This is a genomic window from Streptomyces sp. AC550_RSS872 (assembly GCF_019049285.1).
GTDB lineage: Bacteria > Actinomycetota > Actinomycetes > Streptomycetales > Streptomycetaceae > Streptomyces.
This window is the reverse complement of sequence record NZ_JAGMUL010000064.1, coordinates 14,127-39,965: the sequence shown is the minus strand read 5'-3', so window position 1 is coordinate 39,965 and position 25,839 is coordinate 14,127. Positions and strand designations below refer to the sequence as shown.

At 69.4% G+C, this 25,839-nt stretch carries 22 protein-coding genes and 1 pseudogene; 16 read left to right on the top strand and 7 right to left on the bottom strand.

Going from position 1 to position 25,839, the window contains the following annotated elements; all coding sequences use genetic code 11:
* Positions 1-114: 114 nt before the first annotated feature.
* Together KUM44_RS26730 and KUM44_RS26725 are read right to left on the bottom strand one after the other, a co-directional pair.
* Positions 115-798: a helix-turn-helix domain-containing protein gene (locus KUM44_RS26730; RefSeq protein WP_308402729.1), complete on the bottom strand. Its 684-nt coding sequence runs from the start codon at positions 796-798 to the stop codon at positions 115-117.
* Positions 799-952: 154 nt separating this feature from the next.
* Positions 953-2,506 (bottom strand): sigma-70 family RNA polymerase sigma factor, encoded by a 1,554-nt coding sequence (locus tag KUM44_RS26725; RefSeq protein WP_217211817.1) that lies wholly within the window; start codon positions 2,504-2,506, stop codon positions 953-955.
* A gap of 357 nt (positions 2,507-2,863) precedes the next feature.
* Here KUM44_RS26725 and KUM44_RS26720 point away from each other — a divergent pair, with 357 nt between their 5' ends.
* The 3 genes from KUM44_RS26720 (at position 2,864) to KUM44_RS26710 (ending at position 6,158) form a co-directional block, all read left to right on the top strand.
* On the top strand, positions 2,864-3,064 hold the full coding sequence (locus tag KUM44_RS26720; RefSeq protein WP_217211815.1) for a hypothetical protein: 201 nt from the start codon (positions 2,864-2,866) through the stop codon (positions 3,062-3,064).
* A gap of 17 nt (positions 3,065-3,081) precedes the next feature.
* Positions 3,082-4,512: a glycoside hydrolase family 43 protein gene (locus KUM44_RS26715; protein ID WP_217211813.1), complete on the top strand. Its 1,431-nt coding sequence runs from the start codon at positions 3,082-3,084 to the stop codon at positions 4,510-4,512.
* Positions 4,513-4,712: 200 nt separating this feature from the next.
* Positions 4,713-6,158 carry a family 43 glycosylhydrolase gene (locus tag KUM44_RS26710; protein ID WP_254390157.1) on the top strand — a complete coding sequence of 482 codons (1,446 nt, stop codon included), beginning with the start codon at positions 4,713-4,715 and terminating at the stop codon, positions 6,156-6,158.
* A 152-nt stretch (positions 6,159-6,310) separates the two neighbouring features.
* Here KUM44_RS26710 and KUM44_RS26705 read toward each other — a convergent pair whose 3' ends face one another.
* Positions 6,311-6,502 (bottom strand): hypothetical protein, encoded by a 192-nt coding sequence (locus KUM44_RS26705; RefSeq protein ID WP_217211809.1) that lies wholly within the window; start codon positions 6,500-6,502, stop codon positions 6,311-6,313.
* Between the two features lie 413 nt (positions 6,503-6,915).
* On the opposite strand from KUM44_RS26705, the gene KUM44_RS26700 reads away from it, so the two are divergent.
* From KUM44_RS26700 to KUM44_RS26685, 4 genes are all read left to right on the top strand, one after another.
* Positions 6,916-8,124, top strand: coding sequence for an amidohydrolase (locus KUM44_RS26700; protein ID WP_217211806.1), 1,209 nt, complete (start codon positions 6,916-6,918; stop codon positions 8,122-8,124).
* 27 nt (positions 8,125-8,151) lie between these two features.
* Positions 8,152-9,198: a DUF5937 family protein gene (locus KUM44_RS26695; protein ID WP_217211804.1), complete on the top strand. Its 1,047-nt coding sequence runs from the start codon at positions 8,152-8,154 to the stop codon at positions 9,196-9,198.
* 13 nt (positions 9,199-9,211) lie between these two features.
* Positions 9,212-9,742, top strand: a complete 531-nt coding sequence (locus KUM44_RS26690; RefSeq protein ID WP_217211802.1) for a hypothetical protein — start codon at positions 9,212-9,214, stop codon at positions 9,740-9,742.
* Between the two features lie 1,175 nt (positions 9,743-10,917).
* Entirely contained in the window at positions 10,918-11,787 is an 870-nt protein-coding gene (locus KUM44_RS26685) for a helix-turn-helix transcriptional regulator (protein WP_308402728.1), read from the top strand.
* A gap of 38 nt (positions 11,788-11,825) precedes the next feature.
* Here the strand turns inward: KUM44_RS26685 and KUM44_RS26680 are convergent, their stop codons facing one another.
* Together KUM44_RS26680 and KUM44_RS46875 are read right to left on the bottom strand one after the other, a co-directional pair.
* On the bottom strand, positions 11,826-12,656 hold the full coding sequence (locus tag KUM44_RS26680; RefSeq protein ID WP_217211798.1) for an SAM-dependent methyltransferase: 831 nt from the start codon (positions 12,654-12,656) through the stop codon (positions 11,826-11,828).
* Between the two features lie 249 nt (positions 12,657-12,905).
* Complete coding sequence (locus KUM44_RS46875) at positions 12,906-13,139, bottom strand: DUF397 domain-containing protein (protein WP_308402727.1); 234 nt, start codon at positions 13,137-13,139, stop codon at positions 12,906-12,908.
* A 539-nt stretch (positions 13,140-13,678) separates the two neighbouring features.
* On the opposite strand from KUM44_RS46875, the gene KUM44_RS26670 reads away from it, so the two are divergent.
* From KUM44_RS26670 to KUM44_RS45705, 3 genes and pseudogenes are all read left to right on the top strand, one after another.
* On the top strand, positions 13,679-13,927 hold the full coding sequence (locus KUM44_RS26670; RefSeq protein ID WP_217211796.1) for a hypothetical protein: 249 nt from the start codon (positions 13,679-13,681) through the stop codon (positions 13,925-13,927).
* A gap of 82 nt (positions 13,928-14,009) precedes the next feature.
* Positions 14,010-14,321: a helix-turn-helix transcriptional regulator gene (locus KUM44_RS26665; protein WP_217211794.1), complete on the top strand. Its 312-nt coding sequence runs from the start codon at positions 14,010-14,012 to the stop codon at positions 14,319-14,321.
* 58 nt (positions 14,322-14,379) lie between these two features.
* A pseudogene (locus KUM44_RS45705) lies at positions 14,380-14,520 on the top strand (IS5/IS1182 family transposase); the annotation flags it as partial.
* 367 nt (positions 14,521-14,887) lie between these two features.
* On the opposite strand, the gene KUM44_RS26660 reads toward KUM44_RS45705, so the two are convergent.
* Positions 14,888-15,109: a hypothetical protein gene (locus KUM44_RS26660; RefSeq protein ID WP_217211792.1), complete on the bottom strand. Its 222-nt coding sequence runs from the start codon at positions 15,107-15,109 to the stop codon at positions 14,888-14,890.
* A gap of 380 nt (positions 15,110-15,489) precedes the next feature.
* Entirely contained in the window at positions 15,490-16,320 is an 831-nt protein-coding gene (locus KUM44_RS26655; protein ID WP_308402726.1) for an alpha/beta fold hydrolase, read from the bottom strand.
* A 742-nt stretch (positions 16,321-17,062) separates the two neighbouring features.
* Here KUM44_RS26655 and KUM44_RS26650 point away from each other — a divergent pair.
* From KUM44_RS26650 to KUM44_RS26625, 6 genes are all read left to right on the top strand, one after another.
* Positions 17,063-18,451, top strand: coding sequence for a hypothetical protein (locus tag KUM44_RS26650; RefSeq protein ID WP_217211788.1), 1,389 nt, complete (start codon positions 17,063-17,065; stop codon positions 18,449-18,451).
* A 436-nt stretch (positions 18,452-18,887) separates the two neighbouring features.
* A complete protein-coding gene (locus tag KUM44_RS26645) occupies positions 18,888-20,831 on the top strand; it encodes a 1-deoxy-D-xylulose-5-phosphate synthase (protein WP_217211830.1) in 1,944 nt (647 codons plus the stop codon).
* On the top strand, positions 20,828-21,964 hold the full coding sequence (gene ispG / locus KUM44_RS26640; protein WP_217211786.1) for a flavodoxin-dependent (E)-4-hydroxy-3-methylbut-2-enyl-diphosphate synthase: 1,137 nt from the start codon (positions 20,828-20,830) through the stop codon (positions 21,962-21,964). Before KUM44_RS26645 ends, ispG begins: the two co-directional genes overlap by 4 nt.
* On the top strand, positions 21,961-23,052 hold the full coding sequence (locus KUM44_RS26635; protein WP_217211784.1) for a polyprenyl synthetase family protein: 1,092 nt from the start codon (positions 21,961-21,963) through the stop codon (positions 23,050-23,052). The genes ispG and KUM44_RS26635 overlap by 4 nt, the downstream gene beginning before the upstream one ends.
* Complete coding sequence (locus tag KUM44_RS26630) at positions 23,049-24,029, top strand: 4-hydroxy-3-methylbut-2-enyl diphosphate reductase (protein ID WP_217211782.1); 981 nt, start codon at positions 23,049-23,051, stop codon at positions 24,027-24,029. Before KUM44_RS26635 ends, KUM44_RS26630 begins: the two co-directional genes overlap by 4 nt.
* On the top strand, positions 24,029-25,693 hold the full coding sequence (locus KUM44_RS26625) for a prenyltransferase/squalene oxidase repeat-containing protein (protein WP_217211780.1): 1,665 nt from the start codon (positions 24,029-24,031) through the stop codon (positions 25,691-25,693). The genes KUM44_RS26630 and KUM44_RS26625 overlap by 1 nt, the downstream gene beginning before the upstream one ends.
* The last annotated feature ends 146 nt before the right edge of the window (positions 25,694-25,839 follow it).

Genomic DNA, 25,839 nt, shown 5'->3' with positions numbered 1-25,839 from the left:
CCGCCAAGTGAACGGCGTAGTCAATAGCGTTAACTATCTTTGCACGCGCCATCCCTGCCGCCGATTTCGGCCGCGAGAACGCTGCTGAGTGGCGGCCGCGAGGAGTGACGCAGGTCAGTCGCGCGGGAGCGTCGCCGCCTCCGCCTCGAGGGCCGCGAGGAGGATGTCCGTCTGCCGGTGGAAGACCTCGGTCATGTCGACGCTGCGCAGGTGCTCCTTCGCCGCCTCGGCGTAGGGGTACGCGTCGGGATCCGCCGGCTGGTACTCCTGCACCCAGTTCACCTCGGCGCCGAACCGCTGGTTGACGAGCCGCCAGGCGTTGTTGCTCGCCATGGAGAGGATGAAGTTCGAGAACGCCTGGTAGTGCAGGACGGCCTCCCGGCCGCGCCAGCCGCCGCGGTGGAACGCTTCCAGGACGGCGTCGACGGCGCGCAACTCGTGAACGCCCCGGGTGACTCTCCCCATGCAGAGCGCGGCGGCCGCCGGATGGTCCAGCGCGGTGTTCCAGGCGCGGACCGCCAGGTCCCGAAGCGACTCGGTCCACGACTCGTGCGGCTCGTACCCCTCGAGGGAGATCCTGTCGAGCTCCTCCGCGACGGCGACCATGATGTGGTCGCGGCTCGCGAAGTGCCGGTAGACGGCGGTCGCGGAGGAGGACAGTTCCTTGCCGAGTCGCTGGAAGGTCAGCGCGTCCGGCCCGTCCTCGTCGAGGATCCGCAGCGCGGTCCCCACGATGAGCCCCTGGGAAAGAGTTCCCCGCTGGAGCCGCTTCGTCGACCGGCCTCCGGCAACTGCCACGCGAACGCCTCCCTCGGACGGACGGCGAGCACACGCTGCCGCAGCCGGCGCCTCCTTGCCGGCGACAAGGAACCAGCCTAAGCGACCGGTGTGGAGCGGATCGTCGTGGGCCCGGTCGCCGGGGTGGCGACTTTCAGAGCAAGGCCGTGCAGTGTCAGGCCCAGGGCGCCACGAGGACGAAGGAGCGGCTGGCCCGGTACGCGGCCGTGCTCTCGGAAGGGTCGAGCCACAGCTGGAGGTTGTCCCGGTGACGGAGGTAGCGGCCGGGATAGTTGTACGACTCCAGGGAGACCGAACCGGCCGTGGAACCGGAACGGGGGCAGAAGGTGGCGTCCTTCCGGAAGATGGCGGACCGGTCGTCGGGGTCCAGCCGGATACGGAAGGCGTAGTGCCGCAGGTACCTGCCCGTGGCGTCCCTGAGTGAGTAGCAGCGGGGGTCGGCCAGGCCGGGAACGAAGGTGAAGGTGGCCGCCTGCCGGGTGGCCGCGGAGCTGGTGGCGCCGACCGGGCCCAGGATGCCGAGTCGGCCGGACCGGCTCACGTAGTCGCCGGGGTTGTCGACCGACCGTAGGGCATGCCGCCCGGAGAGGCGCGCCTCAGCTGTCGTCGCCGGGGATGTTGTCGGCGTCGGTGTCGGTGTCGGTGCGGCGGACGTTCTCGGTGACGGCGGCACGGACGAGGCGGCGGGCGACTGCGGGGCCGCGACGGCGGGTCGCGGGGCCGGCTCGTGCGATCCCGTGGCGGTGTACCAGGCCACTCCGGCAGCCGCGAGCGTGACAGCACCTGCCGCTGCCGCCGCCGCGGGCTTGGCGGCCAGCCTGCCGACCGTCCGCGCCGTACGGCTCGCACCGCTCGCCGCACTCGTGCCCGCACCGACGGTCGCCCCGGCCGAGTCCGCCCCCAGCGCCCTGGCGAGTACCAGGCCGGTCAGGCCGACCGGCACCGGCACCAGCGCGAAGCCGGCCAGCAGCCCCTCCGCCGGTATCAGGTCGGACGAGTTCGACAGGCACTGCGGACAGTCGCGGACATGGCGTGCCAGCCGCTTGCGCCACAGCCCGGACGGCCGCCCGTCCCACGAGGCGAGCACGGCGGCCAGGTCCGGGCAGCGCGGCGAGGCCGTCACGGCTCGTACGACGGTGCGCGCCGTCTCCAGCCGTTCCTTGACCCGCTGGATTCGGACCGCGGCATGCTGCGGTGTGAGACCGCAGGCCGTCGAGAGCTCGCCGCGGGTCAGTTCACCGGCGCTCTCCATCCACCACAGCGCGAGTACCTCGCGTTCCTCTTCCTCCAGCCAGCGGGTCGCCTCCACCGCTTCACGCCGCTGGCCCGACAGCGCAAGCCGAAGAATCGCCAGGTCGGCGAAGTCCGCCTGCGGGTCTGCTTCCTGGGCGTTCTCCTCCAGGGGTTCCGCGTCGAGCCGGGTGCGCCCTCTGCGCCACCGGTCACGGATCTGTCGCACGGTGATGGCGACGAGCCAGGGCCGAAACCGATCCGGTTGCTCCAGTCCGGGCAGCCCGTCCAGGACCCGGACCATCGTCTCCTGGACCACGTCGTCGACGTCGCTGTGCCCGTCCAGGGCCCGCCCGACGATGTTGTATACCAACGGCAGACAGCCCCGCAGCAGCTGTTCCGAGGCCTGCCGGTCCCCGGCCCGCGCCGCCATGACGACAGCGACGTCCGGCCGTTCCTGCCTGTCCTCAGAACGCACCCCGCCCCACCCGTCCCGTCGCCGTGCCGATGTGCCGAGGGCGACAGTGTGCCAGAGCGAATCCGGAAGGACATGAGGGGGCCGCTTCTCAGGCGTCGCCCCACGCTGTCGTCCATTCCGTGGTTTCCGTTATGCGCGACGCGCCGGTTGCGTCTCCTGTACGTACGACCCATCCCGAGGTTGGACGGAGGAAACGCTGCTTCTGCTGTTCACCCTCTTGACACTCGCTTTTACAGCCCTCTAACTTTTGGCCGAATTCACGAACAAAGTCCGATATATCGAACGCACGCCTGTTGGCCGGGCCTTTCGGCTCGCCTCCGCTTCCGCTCCACGACGTGAAACAAGGATGTCTCTGTCATGAGCGTTGCTCCCGCATCTGCCGGTGTGGAACAGATCGTCCGCCGGCCGTTCGCCACTGCGACGTCGCTCGCCGTCCTCGCCGACGGTACGACGGCCGGGGACGGGGCCCTGCTCGGACGAGGCACCTGCGGCACAGCCACCGGCTTCCAGCGGTCACGCGTCCGACACCCCGCTTCCACCCCGTCCCGGCACCCGTAGAGAGACAGGACACGCACATGTCGAGACTGCTCACCCGGCTCGCGGCGATATTGGTCGCCGTCGGCCTCTTCTTCACCTCCCAATCCCTGGCCACACCTCAGCGGGCGGCCGCCGCCGACCCGGGCTACCTGATGCTGCACTTCACCGGGGAGGGGTCGAACGGTCAGCAGATGTACCTCTCACACAGCGCGGACGGCCTCCACTGGAACGACCTCAACGGAGGGGCGCCGATCCTGCGCTCCACGGTCGGCACGAAGGGGGTGCGCGACCCCGCACTGGTCCGGTCCCCCGACGGCAGCAAGTACTGGATCATCGCGACCGACCTGTGCATCAGCTGCGGGCAGTCGTGGCCGGACTCCATCAGCAACGGCAGCCGCAACCTCGTGGTGTGGGAGTCGACGGACCTGATCAACTGGTCGGAGCCGTGGCTGCTCAACGTCGCCGGCGCAATCCCCGACGGGCGCAACGCCTGGGCACCGGAAGCGCACTTTGACCCAGCCACCAACAACTACGTCCTGTACTGGGCGACGAACAAGCCCGTCGACGGCGTGAAGAAGCACCGCATCTACTACGCCCACACCAGCGACTTCCGCTCCATCACCACCCCGAAGATCTACATCGAGCGCCCCGGCATGCAGGAGATCATCGACACCCAGATCGTCGACATGCCGGCCGGCGTCGGCAACTACCGCTACGTACGCGCCTCCGGCGACGGCCAGATCACCCTCGAAGGCAGCAACTCGATCCTCGGGACGTGGACCAACCTCGGCAACCTCTCCGGCATCGGCCTGACCGGCGCCCAGGTCGAGGGCCCGATGTGGATGAAGTTCCGCGACCGCAACGAGTGGGCGCTCTACCTCGACCAGTACTCCTCCGGACGCGGGTACATGCCGGTCACTACGACCAACCCCTCCGCCCCCGGCACCTACAAGCTCCCGGCATCGGGCAGCTACAACATGGGCGTCAACAAGAAGCGCCACGGTTCGATCCTGCCGCTCACGGCCGCCGAGGAATCCCGTGTGCTCGCCCGCTGGAGCGACATCCCGGCCAAGCGGATCCAGTCGTACAACTTCCAGGACCGGTACGTGCGGCACGCCGGGTTCGATGTGCGCATCGACCAGAACATCACCGGCCCGGACGCCCAGTTCCGTCTGCGGCCCGGTCTCGCGGGCTCCGGCACCGTCTCCTTCGAGTCGGTGAACTACCGCGGCTACTTCCTGCGGCACGCCAACAACGACTTCCAGCTGGTCCGCAACGACGGCACCGCCCAGTTCGCCGCGGACGCCACCTTCCGCCAGGTCGCCGGCCTCGCCGACTCCACCTGGTCCTCCTTCCAGTCCTACAACCACCCCGACCGCTACATCCGGCACTACGCCTACCAGCTCCGCCTCGACACCGTCACCACCGCGACAGCACGTGGTGACGCCACCTTCCGCGTGACGAACTGACCCGACACCGACTGGGGATGCCGACGCCTCCTGGGAGAGCGCCGGCATCCCCGTCCTCTGCCTTCCCCTGCTCACCTGATGGCTCTCCACACCCCGGACCAGCTCACCGATCGACGTCCGACACAGCGAACATCCGGAAGGGACGTACCGTGATCATTCGTCGGCTCAGACTGTGTTTGACCGGCGCCGTGGCACTGCTCATGGCGCTGGTCTGTGCCCAGGGACCCGCGTCCGCGCAGGACGGCCGCCCCTACACGAACCCGCTGAAGTCCTTCAAGGGCGCCGATCCCTGGCTGGAGTACCACGACGGCAACTACTACCTCGTCACGACGACGTTCACCGGGGTCCTGGGCATGCGCAAGTCGCCCACCCTCGCCGGCCTCGCCACCGCTCCCAACGTGCAGATCTGGTCGGACACCACCCCCACCCGCAACTCCAACATCTGGGCCCCGGAGATCCACTTCTCCGACGGCCGCTGGTACCTGTACTACAGCGCCGGGCAGAGCGGCACGCCGTGCTGCGGGGCGAACGGTACGCAGCGCACGCATGTCCTGGAGAGCGCCGGCACGGACCCGATGGGCCCCTACACCTACAAGTCGATGATCACCGGACCCAACCTCTACCCGACCAACTGGCTGATCGACGCGAGCGTCCTGCGGGTGAACGGCCGGACATACATGGTCGGCAGCGGAAGAACGAACAGCAGCACGCCGCCCAGCCTGGTCATCGCCCCGATGACCAACCCGTACACCGTCAGCGGGAACTGGAGTGTCATCTCCACGCCGACCCTCAGCTGGGAGACCATGGGGGCCGCCATCAACGAAGGCCCCGAGCCGCTCCAGCGCGACGGACGCACCTTCCTCATCTACTCCGCGAGCGGCTGCAACACGCCCGACTACCAGCTCGGCCAGCTGGAACTGACCGGTGCCGACCCGCTGAACCCCGCCGCATGGACGAAGAAGCCGTCACCGGTCTTCAGCCGCAACGACGCGGCGGGCGTCTACGGCTCCGGCCACAACGGCTTCTTCACCTCGCCCGACGGCACCGAGAACTGGATCGTCTACCACGCCAACGACTCCACCACCGACCGCTGCGGCAACGAACGCACCACCCGCGCCCAGAAGTTCACCTGGAACGCCGACGGCACACCGAACCTCGGCACCCCCGTCGCCCTCGGCACCACCCTGCCGGGCCCCTCCGGGGAGACGGCGGCCACCCCGACCGCGTACACCCTCGTGAACCGCAACAGCGGCAAGTGCCTGGACATCGCGGGCGGCAACACCGCCGACGGCACCAACATCCACCAGTGGACCTGCAACGGCGGCGCCAACCAGAAGTGGCGGATCGAGGACCTGGGCAACGACACCAACCGGCTGGTGAACGTCGCGACCGGCAAGGTCATGGACACCGCGAACTGCGGGACGGCCAACGGCACGGACATCCGGCAGTGGTCCTGGCTGAACAACAACTGCCAGAAGTTCCGCCTGGTGTACACGGCCACAGGTGACCACGTACGGATCGTGAACGAGAACAGCGGCAAGGTCGCCGACGTCGCCAACTGCGGTACCGCCAACGGAACCGACGTACGCCAGTGGACCTGGCTGAACAACAACTGCCAGCAGTGGCGCCTGGTACCGACCACCTGACCGCCGCCGGCCGGGGGCCGGGGGCCGGGGGCCGGGCGGGCCCACCGCCACGGCCGCCGGCCTCGCCGTCCGCTCTCAGCGGACACCATGCGCTCCCGCCTGCGTCGGCAGGGCCTCCACCAGTTGGGGCTTCCAGCCGAGGACCAGGAGCGTCAGGGGCTGGTGACCACCAGACCGCGCGTGCAGAGGTAGCACCTGCGGAGCCCGAGCCTGGCGCTGAGACCGCGCCAGGCCGGGGTGAGACCGAACAGTGAGAGCACCACGGCTCCCGTCGTGATGACGCCCTTCTGGAACCCCCACGAGGGCCTCATGACGACCAGACAGACGAGCAGGACGACAAACACCCCCGCAAGGAACCGCCGTGCGAGCAGTGCGAGGCCGCCCCACAGCCCTGCGCCGGCATAATTTCCCCGCTCCCCGCTCCCCGCTCCCCGCTCCCCGCTCCCCGCTCCCCGCCGAGACCGAGTGCCGCCGCGCGATCCCGCACGGAGGACCGTCGTCCCTGAGCCGAGCCCATGCTCACCCCTCCATGACGTTCGGCGTCCCCGGTCAAGCGGCCGGGCCCAAGCCCGCAGCCCCCGGATTCACCGACCTTCGTTACGGAGGCATCCTGTCCGTCCGGAGCGCGCGGTCCGCCTGGGTTACCTGCGGCGCGGTAATCGCGGGCCGGCGACGCGACGGCTGCCGCAGTCTCGACGCACACCGCGACAGCTCAACCCTTTCGTCCCGGTGCTCGTCCCGTACGACGGAGGCCCACATGCCCACCATCGCGCCGCCCCCGCTGGGGGCCCTGGCCGCTGAACTCGCCGCGCTGCGCCCCCGCATGGAGGCGGTGAGCCTGGCGATCCACGCGCGGCCGGAGCTGAAGTTCGCCGAGTTCCACGCCCACCGGACGCTGACCCGCTGGCTCACGGAATCCGGCTTCGCGGTGACGGAGGCGGTGGGCGGGATGGACACCGCGTTCGTGGCCGTGCACGAGGGCAGCCTGCCCGGCCCGTACGTCGCCGTCCTGGCGGAGTACGACGCGCTGCCCGGCGTCGGGCACGGCTGCGGGCACAACCTCATCGCGGCCGGGGGCGCCGCGGCCGCGATCGCCGTCGTACGGGCCTGGCCGGCGCACCCGGGAACGGTCGCCGTCATCGGCACGCCCGGCGAGGAGATGGGCGGCGCCGGCAAGGTCCGGCTGGCCGAGGCCGGAGTGTTCGAGGGCGTGGCCGCGGCGCTGATGTTCCACCCGGCCGACCGCTCCCTCACCACCCAGCACGCGCTGGCCGCGGCGCACCTGCGCGTCGCCTTCACCGGCGTGAGCGCACACGCCGCGAAGTCACCGTGGGAGGGTCGCAGCGCACTGGCCGCCGCCCAGCTGTTCCTCACCGCCCTCGACGCGCTGCGGCAGTTCGTCCCGCCCACCGCCCGCCTGCACGGCGTCGTCACGGACGGCGGGCAGGCCCCGAACGTCGTTCCCGCCCACGCCGCCGTGGAGTTGTACGTACGTGACCGTACGGCCGCCTCGGCCGGGGCGTTGGTCGAGCGGGTCCGCGCGGCCGCCGAGGGCGCGGCGCTGGCCACCGGAACCACGGCCGAGGTGTCCGAGACCGGACCGCTCTACGCGGAGCGCCGTGACAACACCGTGCTCGCCGAGCGGTTCGGGCAGGCGGTGCGCGCACTGGGCCTGGACATCGGGCCCGCGGGTCCGGACAGCCCCGCCGGTTCCTCCGACATCGGCAACCTCTCGCGGCTTCTGCCGGTGATCCACCCGTACATCCAGATCGCCGAGCCGGGCACGCCCGCCCACTCCGAGGCGATGCGCGAGGCGGCGGCGACCTCCCTCGCCCACGACCGCACCGAGATCGCGGCGACCGGTCTGGCCCATGTCCTCGCCGAACTGCTCACGAACGAGGAGCTGTTGACGGCCGCGAGAGCGGAGTTCGCACAGGTCGCCACGGGAGCCGAGGTGCTGACGTGAGCAGCCCGCGACCCTACACTTCCCGTCATGCCGGTCGTGATCGTCCTGGAAGGGGCCGCCCCCGACCGGTTCACCGTCACCGTGTCGCCGCTCGCGGAACTGGCGGCGAGCCTGCACGTCCTGACCGAACACACCCACCACACCGAACACGCGCCCTGGGCCGAGCAGACCACCCGCGACGCGCCGCCCGCCTTCCGGGCCGGCCTGCGCCGCTTCGCCCCGCTGTGGACGGCGCTGCGCTGGCGGGGCTTCTACCCGGGGCTGGACGCGCCCCTGCCGGACCTGACGACGGACCGGTTCGCCGAACTCACCGCCCACACCTGCGCCAGCGGCTACCGCGGCTTCGACTTCGGTCGCGTGCTCCACGACGCGACACAAGCGGCCGCGCTGCGCCGGGCGGCCTACGGTCTGCCGGAACCGCACCCGGCCCTCGCCGAAGACCTGCTGCGCGACCCGGAGCAACTGCGCACCGACATCCTCGCCTTCCTCGACCTGTGCCGCCGCGTCTTCTTCGCCGACCTGTGGGCGACGACCGAGCCCGCGCTCACCCGTGCCGCGCACCTGGTGCGGCAGCGGTTCGCGGACGAGGGGCCGGAGGCCGCCCTGCTCTCGCTCAGCCCGTCCAGCGCACGGCCGGCCGGTCCGTCGCGGGTCGTCTTCGACAAGGTGCACCACGCGGTGATCAGCCCGGCCCGAAGTCCGATCCTGCTCATCCCCACCCGCTACGGCGCCCCGCACCTGCTGGTGAAGGACGAACCGGGGCTCGCACCGGTCGTCCACTTCCCGGTGGACGCCCCCGAGATCGGGGTCACCCTGGCCCGCAGCCGCATGCTGGCGCTCACCGATCCGCGCCGCGTCCGGCTGTGCCGGCTCATCGCGCGCCAGGCGATGACCACGGCCGACCTCGCGGACCGGCTGTCGATGACCCGCCCCCAGGTCTCCCGTCACCTTCGCGCCCTGCGCGACCTGGGGCTCGTGCACGTGGAACGCAACGGCCGCTACGTCCACTACGGTCTCGACCTCGCGGCGGTCGAGCGCATCGGCAGGGACGTGGCCACGGCCCTCCAGTACTGAGGAAGGCGGCGGCGTGACGACCAGGTACCCGATCCTCCGCCACCGCGAACTGCGGCCCCGGCTGCGGTGGAGCGCGTGGCGCGAGCGGCGCGCTCCGCTGGCGGCGGGGGCGGGGGAAGTCCTCGTGCACGAGATCGACGGGGAGCACAGGACGGGTGCCGTCGACACGGCGCGGGCCACCGCCGTGACCCTGGTCGACGTCCGCCCCGACGTGCAGCTGTTCGCCGAATGGCACCTGGCCCCGTCCGACTCCGCGGCGCGTTTCCCCGTCCGGGTGACCTACCACTGCACGGTCGTGGACCCCGTCGCGGTCCTAAGGAACCGCCGAACCGGCGCCTGGTACCCGAGCTGGGTCCTCGCCCAGGACACCCGGCCTTTCCGCCTGCACGGGGAACATCCCGAAGGCGACGAGAACGGCCTGCAACGGGCCCTCACCGCCCTGCTCTCCCCGAGCCCGGCCCACCGGGCGCTCCCCGGGATACGCGTGGAGCTCGGCCAGGTGACCGTGGGCCCCGCCTGGCCGAACGACACCGACGAGGCGTGACCGTACCCCGCACTCGCGCTCGCACAGGCAGAAACGGTTCTCCTGGGAGGAGCCTGGGTGGGGCGGGTGGGACTCGAACCAATTTTGGTGATGCGTCTCACCTGCGATGTCGCCGAAGGAACGGACATATCCATCCGTTCCCTTCGACTGCGTCCTCCTCGATCCCGCTCGATCGGATGCCTCAGACGTTCGTCACACCGTCCTCTGACCACCTCGGCGATCGTCGAAGCCCCAGAGGACATCGCGCCCCCGACCCCAAGCAGCGCCAGCAGCGCGACGGGTTGGGACCAGCGCAGCAGCCGACTCAGCGGCATCGCCTCACGAGCCGCTCGATCGTGACACTGCCGACGCACTCCCGCACTGCACGCGATGGAAGCTCGACCTAATGACCATGTAGGCCCGGTTGGCTCACCTGCGCCGCGATGACGCCGGCGTCATCGGCCTACTGACGTTCTCCCCCCTGGGGCGTGCCCGTCATTCGGCCCAGCAACTTCCGCACCCCGGCTGCGGCTTCCCGCTCGGCATCTGCCCGTATTCGCACTGCTTCCTGGGGGCGTCCTCGATCGGACAACCCGCATCCAACAGCATCTGCACAGCCGTCTCCAGCGACAGCACACCCGCCCCGTATGCCTTCACGACCTCGTCCAGTACCGCGGCTCGGTCTGTTGGCGCCGAGCACGTATTCACCAAGCTCGCGACATGGGCCGCCGCGGATGCGTCCCTCAAGGGGACGGGGCAAGGAGTAAAGCAGCCGACCTCACGGCAGCGTTCGGTGTATGGCCACAACGCGACCGCAGTGGAGGCTTACCCAGTCAAGGCACCGGAACCTCCGGGGATCTGCCCCAGGCGCCCATTCCAGCCAACCTGTCGAGATGCCCTCCGGCGCGATGGCTGGGAAGCACCGCGCCGGAGTGGGCGCCAACTCGCGCTACCCCACGCCACGTTGACGCGGTGTGTGCGCCCTCGCTTTTCTTGTGGAGCGGGTCGGTGCGAGCCACACATATAAATGATGTTGGGACTTTCTTACGATTCCGCTGCCGAAGCCGAGCAGTTCGTGCACGATGAGTGCCGAAAGGTTTACTCTACGTTTGTAGCGTCAAGGAGCAACAGTGGTCCAGCAGTTGGCAGGGGCCGGGGACCCATGCAACAACGAGAGCCCCCAATCCGGCCGTGGCGTGCGGTACCTGCGGGACGAGCCCGCGCCGTCCGGCAAACGGATGATGCTGGGCTACGCCCTGCGCAAGTTGCGCAACGGCCTCAACCTGAAGCAGGGCGAGGTGGCCCGCTTCCTGGGCCGTTCGTCCTCAAAGGTGAGCCGAATGGAAAGCGGGTACTTCAACGTCCCGGCCCGCGACCTGCCCGCACTCTTCCAGCGGTACAACGTCAGCGACCCCGTCGAGCAGGAGCGGCTGCGAGGGCTGGCCGCCGAGGCCAAGGAGGCGGCGTGGTGGCAGCCGTGGTCGTGGGCGGCGCCGCAGTACCTACAGGCCGCGGTGAGTTTTGAGGACATGGCCGAGCGGATCAGGTCGTACGAGCCTATGCAGCTTCACGGCCTGCTGCAGACCACGGCCTACGCGCGGGCCGTGATCAACCGAGGGAGCGGCACCGTCGAGGAACGTGATGCCCGGACAGAGCTGCGCCAGGAACGCACGGCGCGCTTTGCCGCCGCACCCGCAGACAAGCACGGCATCTTCATCATCGACGAGGCCACCCTGCTCCGGCCGTTCGGGTCCGCACAGGTCATGCGCGGGCAGCTAGAGCATCTGCTCGAGTTGTCCGCCAACCCGCGCTACCAGTTCCGGCTTGCCGAACTGGGCCGCTACAACCTACCCGTCGAGCTGGGACCGACAACGATCTTCGACTTCGCCGGCAGGCTGCCCACACTCGTCTACGCGGAGGGGTTCGACGGCGGTCTGATCATCGAGGACGACGAGGCGGTCGACCAGCGGGTGAAGGCATTCGACGCGCTGCTCCATGCCTCGCTGGCGCCCCATCAGGCCCGTCGCAGGATCAGTGACCTTCTCTTGCGCCACTACCGCCGCTGAGCAGCCGCCCCTGCCTCGCCGGTCCACGGTTTAGCCGGTCACGGTTTACGGGCCACGCCGACGTAGAGGGACACCTGCGCATCGTTCACCAGGCCCGGGCCGCTGCCCGGCTCGGGCCGCCAGCGGTGCCCGACGACCAGGCCCGGCTCGATCAGCTCCAACCCCTCAAAGAACCTCAACACCTCAGCCCGGGTGCGCACCTGGGCGGAGGCCCCGGCTTGCGTGTAGACGTCGACGACGGACTGCCAGGCGTCCGGCACAAAGTCCCCGGTGGCGTGCGACAGACTCAGGTACGAGCCCGAGGGCAGCTCCTGCATGAGGCGGCGGACGATGCGGTAGGGCTCGTGATCGTCGGTGACGTACTCAAACAGGGCGTGCAGGCTCAGCGCGACCGGCTTCCCGAAGTCGATGATGCCCTCGCTCCTGACCGCGTCGATGACAGCAGCCGGCTCGGTCGCGTCGGCCTGAACGCAGCAGGTCTCGCCCTCGGCAGTGCCATCGAGAAGGGCGTCAGCGTAGACGAGCACGATTGGGTCGTTGTCCACGTAGGCAACCCGGCACTCCGGCGCGACGCTCTGGGCGACCTCGTGCAGATTGGGTGACATCGGTATCCCGGTGCCCACATCGATGAACTGGCGCACCCCCAGCCGGGCGAGGTCCCGTACCGCACGGTGCATGAAGGCCCGGTTGACGCGGGCCGCGATCTCGGCCGCGGGAAACAGACGCAAGACGGTTTCGGCCGCTTCACGGTCTACCGCGTAGTTGGTCTTCCCGCCGAGGAAGTAGTCGTACATCCGCGCACTGTGCGGCTTGTCCTGGCCTAAGTCCGTGCCCCTGCCGTACTCAGGTCCGGACTGCTCGCCCACCATGGCCCTCCCGACGCCCCGCGACCGTCCGCCCATGTCAGCGGCGGAATGCACTTGCATTGTGCTCCTGATTATTGGCCGGTCACCGGGAATGTCGAGCACTGAATGACTTTGTGAGGCTTCCGAGCATCTCTGCATCCGGGCGTGATCACGGACCACAGGTTTCGGCAACCACGGCCGCCCGGCAGCCGCCCGGACCCGCCCCTTTGCAGGCGCGTATTTCACGACCGGGCGGCACCGCTCCAGACCCGGCTACAGCTCCCCGCGCCCCACAGCGGAGGCGAAGAGAGACGCCGCCCCCCTGGATAAAGTGATCACGGGGCCGTCAGGCGCCTTCGAGTCACGGAACCAGACCTGCCTCTCGGACGGTTCCGCCACCTCCAGACACATCCCGTTGGACGTGCTGTGCGAACTCTTCCGCCAGACGACCCGACCCCGTCGACTACTGCCTGCGGAACTGGTGTGTACACGCGTCGGCTTCTCCACCGGACGACCTCCTGCGGCGAACGAACACCCCGTTGCCCGAATGCAATTGCATTTCGGTCCGACGCTAGGAGGATCGCCACCCCTTCCGGCAGATATGCCTGGTTGAAGCGACAATGTCTTGAATCAACTGTTGAGCTGCCTGCAAATGCGCGCCCGCGCCAACCGCGTGCATCGCGCCGGCAGAGCACCAACTGAACGCGGCCTGAACTCCGGCGCATCATTCGAACACACCCGAACATGCGTCCGCGTGTCCAGAGGGGCAGGCCTTTCACCAGCGCGAAGAGGAATCACATACTGCTCATACGCATCGCAGCGGTCGAACACTCAACTCAGGACCGCAGCAGGCGAGCCCAACCCTGTTCGTCGCGCCGGAGCGCGGGCGTGCTTCCGGCGCGACGAACAGCCAGACGGCCTGCCGTGTTTCTCCTACCGTCGTTCGCGCTCGGCCACAGGACCGGGCGGCACCAGGCCCCGGCAGCAGTGATGTGGGAATCCTTCGCCGGGGCCCGTGTCCACAACCCTCCATCCAGGAGAGCGCTATGGACCCCTCCCCTCGGCGACGACGCGGTAAACCGCGCCACGCCCGCCCCCGCCCCGCACGCACCCGCGTGTGCGAGCCGTGTCTGAGCGGCTGCCTCGAACTCGCGCTGGGGCAGGCCGGCCAGGTGCTGTTCCTCCAGCCGCACGGGCATGGGCACTGGCTGGGCACCGCAGGATTCCTCGTCCTGCTCGGCCTGCGCCTCACCCGCCACCGGCACGGCCACAGCCTCCTCGACCAGCCCCACTGACCACCGCGAGGGGGTGCTGTTCGGACAGCACCCCCTCACCCGCCCAGTCACCAACTCTCCAGCACACGCGGGGGTCCTGCACATGCATCAAACACCGCGCACGTCCTTATTCCACACGACCCACATCGGCCTGGTCATGGTGCAGATCCAGCGTCAGAGCGGACTGACCACCGAGGAACTCGTCCGCCGCATCGGGGCGGATCCAGCACGCGTCGCCGCCGTCCTGTCCGGCAGCCGCTTTCCCAGCCGATGCCTGACCATCCGCTTCGCCCGCGCCTGCGGTGCCGACCATCACATCCTGCTGAAGGTCTGGGACGACGAACACGAGCGCCGCTGCCAGAGCATCACGCATAGCGCGGACGAGGCCACCCACGGCGCTACTACGCGCCAATGACCTCATACGTGCTGCGATTCATCTGCAGGCTCAGGCTGTCGTCCGAGCTCGACGCGCCTGGTCGACCGTCCACAACTGTTTCCGGCAGTGGCGTGACGGCGGCGTCTTCGAGGCCCTGCTGGAGAGCCTGATCGCGGCGGCCACGAAGAGGGGTGAGGTGGATCTGTCCCTGGTCAGCATCGACTCCACCACCGCGCGCGCTCCCGCGAGGGTTCCGACGTCCAGGTCGGTCGGACTCGGTCGCCCTTCTCTCATGCTCCCCCCGCCACATGCCGTGGGTTTTGCGGTTGGGTGCGCCACTTGCCGTGCTCGACGACGCCGAGGCCCGCGTGCTTCAGCGCGGACAGGAACCTGTCCGCGCTCAACGGAGTTGCCACGCTCGCTTCGCCTTCTCGCCTGCGCCGTATGGCAGTCGGCCGGGCCCTGCTGATGCGGGGCCGGTCCCTCGGAGGATGGCAGTCGAGCGTGGGATGGCTCGGTGACCTCGGCATCCGACTGGCGATGCCAAGACAGCCTTGGAGAGCCCGACGGAGGTGACCGCTGCGTTCGCCGCTGGGGTGAATGCACTACTCCGCATCGCCACCCTCAATTCGGCACGATGCGCTGTCGAGGCTGAGCCAGGTGGCTTCGACGCTGCCGCCGTCCTGGACTCGCAAGGTGATCTGGCCCTTGGGATCGATGTCGAGGTGGACTTCCCGGCGTGCGGCGTCGGAGGCGGCGTCAACGGTGCGGGGTACAGCAGGCCAGAAGCCCTCGGGCAGGTAGGCGATGACCGCTTCGTCCACCACCCGGCCGCCCGCCAGTCCAATACGTCCGCTGAACTCCAGCGTGTTCCACGGGTTGGCGCGGATCTGTGGCGGCTGCGCGGTGTCGGGGACCCCTCCTTCATGGACACCCTCACTGCCCTGCCCCAGCCACCGTCGCCGCCAGCTACCCCCTGGGACGCGTCGGCCAACCGGCGGACGTCGCGCACGCTGCGGCACTCCCCCTCCCGCCGCTCCTCCTGGATCACCGGCGTCACCCCACCGTCGACGGCGGAAAGTCCGTCGCCCCACTCACCCACGACCGCACCAACCCCGCCCCCGGCCAGCCCGTCCGCTGAGGTGAGGAAGGAACATCGGAACATCCCACCCACGCCCGGCGCCGGGCCGGCCGGAGAGGCTGTCTCTCAGCCGCCGAGGAGAGGAAGCGAGAGACGGCAGTTCACGGGTTCGGCATGCGCGGGGTCGAGGGCGTTGAAGACGAGCTGGAGGGCGTTGGAGTCGTAGGCGATCGAGAGGTGTTCGGACAGGTCCTGGGGACAGATCTCCTGGAGCAGGATGTTCCGTACCTTCGCGCCCGGTCCGGCCTTGAGGAACTGGTTGGGGTAGGGCGTGACGACCTCGTCGAGTCGGGTGACGATCGTGGTGTAGTCGACCCCCGGCTGGGTGTCACCGTCCCGGTCGAGCGTCGTGTTCACCCGGGACCCCGGCATCTGGTCCGCGTACGCCTGCCCCATCACCAGGGACATCGTCGGGTTGAGGCCGAGGGCGGTGGAGAGGTCACCCAGACCTGAAGCGCCGGCACCGTGGTTGGAGGGGGCCAGGCCGATGAGCCGACGCACCTTGTTGCGCGCCGGCTTCGCAGGGGCCGTACCTCCCTCGAACCGCAGGTACCAGCGGGGCATCAGACCGCCGCCCTGGGAGTGCCCCACCAGGTCGACCTGCCGGGCACCGGTGGCCTTGAGCACCCGGTCGACGTAGCGGGCGATCTCGCGGGCGGAGTCGGGAATGTGCTGCGTGGCCTTGAACGGAACTCCTGGCTGTCCGCCGTAGTTCGGCGCGAAGACGCAGTACCCGGCCTGCTTGAGCAAGGGGGACAGCCCGGCCCAGTTCGTGTAGGCGTTCGTCCAGGTCGCGTGCAGCAGGACAACCGGGCGGGGGTGCGCGGCGGTCGGCTTGCACTTCCAGTCGTTCGCCCCCGGCGGCGAGGCATCCGGATGCACGAGCCCGCCGATCACGGCCGCGGGGCCCGAGGTAGTCGGCCACACAGGCGGGGTCGGGCCGTCAGCCGCTACCGACGTACCCGCGACACCGAGCGCCAGTGCCGTGGCCACACCGACACTCGCCAACCAAGTGGTCAGACGGCAACGCAGCACAGGCCGGACAGGGCAACGTGACATTCTTGGGCTCCTCGTCAGTCGGTCACAGACGAACGCCCGAGATCCTCATGGAACGGCTGCCTGGACCACGGGCACCCCGCACCGGACACACCTCCGTTGGAGTAGCACCTTTCATGCGTGCGGCTCTGATCCAGCACGTGTCGCAGCCCCGCCCCCCGGCACCGCGTGGCGAGGATGCTCCTGGAACTGCTCCCCACCAGCAAAAGGCCCCTCTGACCCACGTTGCACAGAGTCAGAGGGGCTCTTTGGTCTTGGATCCCAGAGGAGTCGAGCCCGAAACCGGGACGCTCCTCACCTTCGTAACCACACCACCGCCACAGGCACAGAGCGGATTCATGATGGGCGAGTGGCACGGCCCCCTACTCCGGGGGAACACTCGGCTGACTCATCCCCACCGGGCCCGAAGGAATGACTCGTCACCATCAGCAACGCTGACGCCCTACGGCCTCCCTCAGGCAGAGGCGAGGCCGTTCGAGATATCGCGCACATGTCGAGTAGCCAATCCCAACTGGGTAGTACGGAAGAGAGAAAGCGCATTCCCTGGGAGGGCCGGGCGCATGCCGCCTCAAAGGGGGCCTCAATGACTTCTCGTCCGGCCAACACGCACTTGCGTAGCCTGCTCGATGAATCCGACTGGTCCTACGGGGCCCTGGCCCGGTCCGTGAACGCGGTGGGCGCGGAGTTGCGACTACAACTGCGCTACGACCGCTCGTCCGTGTCCCACTGGCTGTCGGGCACCATGCCCCGACCCGTCGTACGGAAGCTGATCGTCGAGGCTCTCTCACGGCGGCTGGGGCGCGCGGTGTCCTTGCCCGACGCGGGTTTCCCCGACGCCCCAGCGTTCGTGCCGGCCGGACCGCGGGCCGTACGAGGGGACGCGGCCTCCGCTTCGGAAGCGGCACAGGTACGCGCCGTCCAGGACTTCGCGTCCGCCAGCAGACGTGCCAGGGGCCGGCAGGATCCGCACCCCTACCGGGTGCACGCACTCGTCCTGCCCGACCGGCTGTCCCCCAGCCCCACGGACAGCGTGCTGGATGGGCTGTCGCCTGCGGATCAAAGACTCAGGGAGGCCGCACTCTTCTTCGCGGCGTCCATGAACGCCTTCGGCGGAATCAACGCCCGCACCGCACTCATGGAGTACGCGGCGACCGACGTGCCGCGCCTGTTCCAGGCGGCACACGGCCGTCAGGAGCGGCGGCGGGCCGTTCTGAGCGGAGCGGCGCGGCTGGCCTATCTGCTGGCCCGTATGGAGGAGGACGTTGTACAGCCCGGTCATGCTCAGGCCGCATACGCGCACGCCCAGCGGCTCGCGGCGGCCTGCGGCGACCGGGCCATCTGGGGGATGGCCCTGAGGGCTCAGAGCACCCTGGCCCTGCAGCACGGCCAGCCGCGACTCGCGGTCCAGTACGCCGAAGCCGCGGTGGCGACGGGCCTGCATCACGGTTCCCCGCACGTGACGGCCTTTCTGCTCTCCCAACAGGCGGTGGCACAGGCGACGGTAGGAGATCACAGGCAGGCGCTCGCCACGCTGGCTGCCGCCGAACGCGAGTACGAGAAGGAGATGCCCCGCACCGCCCAGCAGGAGACGGATCCCTTCAAGGTCTACCCGCAGGCCGCGCTGGCCTTCCAGCGCGCCCGGACCCTGGAAGCGGTCGGAGACCAGCGAGCGGCAACGGCCGCATTGCACTCGTCCTTGACGCTGTACTCCCAGGCCGACCGCCGCGGCCGGACCCTCGTGGCCATGCGCCTGGCGGCGACGCTGCTCAGCCTGGGCCATCTGGACGAGTGCTGCTCGGTCACCCTCACCGCGATGGAACGGATCGACGAACTCGAATCGCCACGGGCAGCTCGGGCGCTGAGCGACCTGCTGGCAGCCCTGGCCTCCTACCGCCGCTCACCGCACGTACGCGCGGTGATGGCCAGGGCGAGGGAGAGAATCCCGCCGCAGCCGAGAGCAAGGTTCACGTAGCGCAGTGCCTTTCGCGCGTCCGCCCGCGGTGCGGACCCAGACGGCCGAGACGCGGGGCGACACGCGTGACGATCCCGGCCGCAGAGCACCTGCGCACCGCGTGTGCGCGGTGTTCGGCAGGCCGGCGGGTCGGCAGGGCTGGTGGTCTCCGCCACGAGGAACGGATCGTTCATGACATCAGCTTCCCGGGCGAGCGGGCCCTTCGCGCGCCGGAGCGGCCATTAGCGGCGGCTCGTGGCCGCGCAGGCACCAGTCGTAAAGGAAAGGAACGGAGCAGTACACGGGGGGAGCGCGCGTCAGACCTCTTCCTGTTTCCACCTTCAACACCAATCCCGATTTCCACACCGATCCCAATTTCCTTCGTCTTTCAACGTTGTGCAACGCCCTGGGGCCGACTCTCCGGCCTATGAGCGGACCGCCGTGGAAGCCGACGGTCATGACCACTCCCCACCCTTTCGCCGTGTGCGGGGACCTTGCCGCACTGCGGGCGCTCCCTGTGCAGGAGCTAGCCGAACTGGCCGGGCAGATCCGGGCGTTCCTGATCGAGAAGGTGTGTGCGGGCGGCGGGCATCTGGGACCGAATCTGGGCGTGGTGGAGCTGACGCTGGCGTTGCACCGGGTGTTCGGCTCGCCGCGCGACAGCCTGGTCTTCGACACCGGCCATCAGGCGTATGTGCACAAGCTGCTGACCGGCCGGGGCAAGGACTTCGACACGCTGCGCCAGGCCGGCGGCCTGTCCGGCTATCCCTCCCGCGGCGAGTCCCAGCATGATCTGGTCGAGAACTCCCATGCCTCCACCGCCCTGTCGTACGCGGACGGTCTGGCCAAGGCCCGCCAGCTGGCCGGCGAGCAGGAGCGGGCCGTGGTGGCGGTCATCGGGGACGGCGCCCTGACCGGCGGGATGGCCTTCGAGGCGCTGAACAACCTGGGCGCCGCGAAGGACCGGCCGGTGATCGTGGTGGTGAACGACAACGGCCGTTCCTATGCCCCCACGGCCGGCGCGCTCGCCGCCCACCTGCAAGAACTCAAGGTCGATGGTGGCCTGGGGGCGTGCCGCAACCTGTTCACCGACCTGGGCTTCGCCTACTTCGGTCCCGTGGACGGCCACGACACCACCGACCTTGAGGACACACTGCGCCGGGCGAGGACCTTGCGACGCCCGGTCGTGGTGCATGTGGTCACGGTCAAAGGCCGCGGCTATGCGCCGGCCGAGCAGGATGAGGCGGACTGCCTGCACGCCGTAGGTGTGGTGGATCCGGCCACCGGCCGACCTCTCCCTTCGACGCCTGGGACGTCCGGTACCCCCGCCTCGCCTGTCCTCCCGTCATGGACCAGCGCATTCTCCGAGAGCCTGCTGGAGCTGGCTGAACAGCGGGAGGACGTTGTAGCCCTCACCGCGGCGATGCTGCGCCCGACCGGCTTGCAGGCGATGCAGGAGCGGTTCCCGGAGCGGGTCTTCGACGTGGGGATCGCCGAGCAGCACGCCGTCACCTCCGCCGCCGGCCTGGCCATGGGCGGCTTCCATCCCGTGGTCGCCGTCTACGCGACGTTCCTGAACCGCGCGGTCGATCAGGTCCTCATGGATGTGGCCTTGCACCGACTACCGGTCACCTTCGTGCTCGACCGGGCGGGTGTGACGGGACCGGACGGGCCCAGCCATCACGGCATGTGGGACCTGTCCGTCTTCTCGGCGGTACCCGGGCTGCGCATCGCCGCTCCGCGGGACGCGGCCCGCCTGAAAGAACTCCTCGACGAATCGGTGGCCTACACCGACGGCCCCACCCTCGTGCGCTTTCCCAAAGGCCGCTCCCCGGACGACTTGCCGACGCTGGAGCGGGGCACGGCGGGGGACGTGCTGTTCCGTGCCCGGTCGGGCAGCAGGGATGTGCTGCTGGTGGCGGTGGGGCCGATGGCGCACCGGGCGCGTGAGGCGGCAGCCGAACTGGCCGAGTTCGGGATCGGCGCGACGGTGATCGATCCGCGGTGGGTGCTGCCGGTGTCCCGGTCGCTGGCGGATCTGGCGGCCGGGTACCGCCTCGTGATCACGGTCGAGGACGGCCTGCGCTACGGCGGGGTGGGCACCGCGCTGCTGGAGACGCTGGGCGATTGCGCGGCCACGGTCCCGGTGGTGCGGCTGGGGCTGCCGCGGACGTTCATCGAGCACGGGGAGCGTGAACGTCTGCTGGAGCGGGCGGGGTTGAGCGCGGAGGCGATCACGAACGCGGTGCTGGTGGCCCGCTCCGTCCACGGCCGCGCCCCCGCTCCCGCCACCTCGTCGGGCGGGGTCCCCGAACCGCGCCCCCAACCCGCTCCCGCCGCCTCCCGCCCCCTGGCCGCCCCGCCGTCTTCTGCCTCGCCTGCCGTCCGGAGGTCACGTTGACCACGACCGATCTCGGCCTGCCCACAGCACGGGTCCCCGAAGCCCCGGTGCGCCGCCGCTCCACCCGCCAATTGCGTGTCGGGGCGGTGCCCATCGGCGGCGGCGCACCGGTGTCCGTGCAGAGCATGACCACGACCAACACCGCCGACGTGGATGCGACGCTGGGGCAGATCGCCGCGGTGACCGCCGCGGGCTGCGACATCGTCCGCGTCGCGGTGCCCTCCGCCGACGACGCGGCGGCCCTGCCGCGCATCGTGGCGAAGTCACCGATCCCGGTGATCGCCGACATCCACTTCCAGCCCCGCTACGTCTTCGCCGCCCTGGACGCGGGCTGCGCGGGGGTGCGGGTGAACCCGGGCAACATCAAACGCTTCGACGACAGGGTCGGCGACATCGCCAAAGCCGCCACGGCTGCGGGGGTGCCGATCCGGATCGGGGTCAACGCCGGCTCCCTCGACCCCCGACTGCTCGCCAAACACGGTGCGGCAACCCCCGAAGCGCTGGTGGAGTCGGCGTTGTGGGAATGTTCGCTGTTCGAAGAACACGGCTTCCGGGATCTCAAGATCGCGGTCAAGCATCACGACCCGCTCACGGTGATCGCCGCGAACCGGCAGCTCGCCGGGCAGTGTGACTACCCCCTGCACTTGGGGGTGACCGAAGCGGGCCCCGCGTTCCAGGGCGCGATCAAGTCCGCCGTCGCCTTCGGGGTCCTGCTGGCCGAAGGGATCGGGGACACCATCCGGGTCTCCCTGTCCACCGACCCGGTGGAGCAGGTCAAGGCAGGCTGCCACATCCTGTCCTCCCTCGGCCTGCGGCCGCGGAAGCTGGAGATCGTCTCCTGCCCCGGCTGCGGCAGGTTGCAGGTCGACATCCACCGCCTGGCCGCCCAAGTGGAGGCTGCCTTCGACGGGTTCCCCCACCCGCTGCGGATCGCGGTGATGGGCTGCGTGGTCAACGGACCAGGCGAGTCCCGCGAGGCCGACCTCGGCGTCTCGTGCGGCAACGGCAAGGGCCAGATCTACCGCCACGGCCAGGTCATCAAGACCGTCCCCGAATCCAAGATCGTCGAAGCACTCCTCGACGAAGCCCTCCACCTCACCAACGACCTTCCCGCGGAAGGTGATCAGGCATGACCCTCGCACCACCCCCCACAGGCGAAGTCGACCTGCCCCAAGCCCGCGACCGCGCCGAGACGATCCTGACCCAATTCCTGGAGCGCAAGCAGGCCGACGCCGCCACGCACCGGCTGCCCACCGAAATCCCCGAAGCCCTCGGGGACTTCCTCACGGCAGGCGGCAAGCGGCTTCGTCCCGTGCTGTGCGTGCTCGGCTGGCACGCCGCCGGCGGCACCGCGCCCCCACCCCGCCCGGTGCTCCAAGTGGCAGCCGCCCTGGAGATGTTCCACGCCTTCTGCCTCGTCCACGACGACGTCATGGACGACTCCGCCACCCGCCGCGGCAAGCCCACCGTGCACCGGGCCTTCGCCAACCGCCACGCCGCAGGCCGCTGCGGGCCGGCTGCCGACCGGTTCGGCACCAGCGCCGCCATCCTCGTCGGCGACTTCGCCCTGGCCTGGACCGACGAACTCATCCACACCGCCGACCTCACTCCGGACCAACTCGTGCGGCTGCTGCCCGTCCTGGACGCCATGCGCGACGAGGTCCTGTACGGCCAGTACCTGGACGTCGCGGCCGGCGGGCAGCCCACGGACGACGTCGAACGGGCCCGGACAATCATCCGCTACAAGACCGCCAAGTACACCTGCGAACGGCCGCTGCACATCGGCGCCGTCCTCGCCGCAGCCCCCCGGCCCCTGCTGGACGAACTGACGGCGTACGCCCTCCCGCTGGGCGAAGCCTTCCAGCTCCGCGACGACCTCCTCGGCGTCTTCGGCGACCCGCACATCACCGGCAAGTCCCGCCTGGACGACCTCCGCGAAGGCAAGCACACCCTGCTCACCGCCCTCGCCCTCCGCGACGCCGCACCCCCACACAAGACCTTGCTGCACCGGCTGCTGGGCAGCCCCGACCTGACCGAGGCGGAGGCCGCACAGATCCGCAGCATCCTCACCGTCACCGGCGCCCGCGCCCACATCGAAGAACTCATCGACCAGCGCCGCCACGCCGTACTCCACACCTTGGACTCGTCCACCACCCTCACCGCACACGCCATCCCGCACCTGCGTCACCTGGCGGACACCGTGACCCGGAGGACCTCGTGAACCGGGCGCGCAAACGCGTACTGCTGGCTTCACCCCGCGGTTTCTGCGCTGGCGTGGTCCGCGCGATCCGGGCTGTGGAGAAGGCCCTTGAGCTCTACGGACCGCCAGTGTATGTGCGGCACGAGATCGTCCACAACACCCATGTCGTGCGGTCCCTGGAGAAGAAGGGCGCGGTCTTCGTCACCGACACGGACAAGGTTCCTGAGGGACAGGTCGTCATGTTCTCCGCGCACGGCGTCGCTCCGTCCGTGCACGAACAGGCCGCCGCACGGAAACTGACAGCGATCGACGCGACATGCCCGCTGGTGACGAAGGTGCACAACGAAGCGGTCCGCTTCGCCGAGGAGGGCTACAGCATCCTCCTGATCGGCCACGAGGGCCACGAGGAAGTCATCGGCACTCTGGGCGAGGCACCGGACCGCATCACCTTGATCGACGGCCCCGGCGCTGTCGGGGGCATCGAGGTCCGGGACGAGTCGAAGGTCGTCTGGCTCTCGCAGACCACGCTGTCGGTGGACGAGACGATGGAAACCGTCGAGGCACTGAAGACCAGGTTTCCCCAGCTCAGCGGCCCGCCCAGCGACGACATCTGCTATGCGACGCAGAACCGCCAGTTGGCGGTGCGGCAGCTCGGCGCCGCAGCGGACCTGGTGCTCGTGGTCGGCTCGCAGACCTCCTCCAACTCCCAGCGCCTGGTCGAGGTCGCCCAGCAGGCCGGTGCCGATGCCGCGCACCTGGTCGACTCCGCAGACGAGATCGACGCGAACTGGCTTCAGGAGGTATCCACGGTCGGCGTCACCTCCGGCGCCTCGGTGCCAGACGTCCTGGTGGACAACGTGCTGCGGTGGCTCGCCGCACACGGCTACGAGGACGTCGAGCTCGTCGAAGCGGCCGAAGAGCACCAACACTTCGCACTGCCTCGTGAACTGACCGCCCCCATCCGCCGGGCGACAGACACCACCGAAAGGACGGCCTGATGAACACCGTCACCGGCCGCGAGGCACCCTCCTACGACGACGGCAGCAACCCCGCGACGTCCACGGACAGCACGCAGCCGGACCTGGACCGCTCCCTAGCGCACATCCGGCTCCAGGCAATGCGCCTGCGTGACGGCCTGGCCAGCCAGGTCGAAGAGGACGGCCTGGTCCGGGACCGCTGTGGCAGCCGTGTGCTGGAGTCGGCGTTGCTGCTGTCCCTGTTACGCAAGACAAGCACCCTGCCCCACGTCCACGACGGTCTCGCAGATTACCTGCGCAACGCCCGCCCGGACGGCCCCATGGACACCATGATCGTCGAGGCAGCCATGGGACGCCCCGGACAGCACGACCGGGCAGTGGCCTATCTGGATGAGTTCCGGCACCACTCCGGGGCCCGCAAACGCCTCATGCTCAGCACGCTGCTGTCCCTGACGGGCGTCATGCCCATCGGCACAAACACTGACGCCCACGCACTCCACTACCAGGGATACGCGGCATGGACCGAGCTGTCCCTGTGTGCCATCAAGATCCTCCACGGCCATGCACACGGAGGACACGCTGCCGTGAGCAGCGCAGACCGGGATTACCTGGCTGGCAGACTCGAATCCGCCGGCCCCGGTCAGGTGTGGGAGGGGAATGCGCTCGCGCACTTGATCGCTCTGCACGCCCTGCACGCCTGCCAACCGGACAGTCCCCTCCTGCACGGCGGCATCGCTGCCTTGTGCCGGATCCGCAATAGCGACGGCGGCCTGCCCTTCATCTCAGGCCAGGAGATCTTTGTGACCGCGCTGGCCGGAAAAGCACTCGCCGCAGCCCGAGCCCCACGATCCCTCCTGATCCAGATGGCCGATCGGATCTCCGGCCTACAGCAGCGCGACGGTGGCTGGGGGTACACCGAGACCACGGCCCAGACCGACGTCGACGACACGGCTGTCTGCGTCGAATTCCTGCGCATCGCAGACACAGCCCGCTACCGGCAGGTAGTCGCTCGGGCGGAGCAGTACCTGGGCGGGATGGCCGACCCCCGTGGGGGATTTTCCACCTACGTGCGCGGCCATCAACGCGAGGTCGATATGACCGCCGGAGCCGTCATGGCCTTGTCTGCCTCCTGGCAGGACCATGCCCCGCTCGTGGACAAGTGCGTCGACTTCCTCCTCTGTGCTCAGCGAGACGATGGCACCTTCGAAAACAGCTGGACTCGCAGCCGGTCCAGCGCCATCCACAGGGTTCTGGACGCCCTACGCCACATACCCCCAGCCCTCGCGGACAGAAGCGCACGCATCGCTCACGCCACCTCCGCGAGCACCGGATACCTTGCCAGAACCCAGAATCCCGACGGCGGCTGGGGCTACCACCCAGGCAAGGACAGCGACGTCGTGTCCACCGCACACGCCTTGCCCGTCATCGCCCACACCGGCCACCGCCACACTCTCCGACGTGGACTGCACTACCTCCTCACCCACCAAAACGCCGACGGCGGCTACACATCGGTCCCTGACCAAGTCGGCCCACGCCCTTTGCCCTTCGACTACCCCGTGCTGGCCGACGTCCATGTCCTGAACGCCTTCACCCAACTCCACCACGCCCCGCCAACCGCAACCACCGCTCCGAAGCAACCAGCGCCAACTCGCCCCACGGGCGCAGCCGAAGAACCGGCGCCCTGATCCGCACTGCCGCATGTAAAGCCCGAATCAGTCCTGACAGAGGCGCCGACCCGGCCTCACCACGCCATGACGTGCCTGGTGCCGGCGCTGCGAGAACACCGAGTTGAGGAGACAACGGCATGGTCAACAGCGCTTCCTTGTCCTCC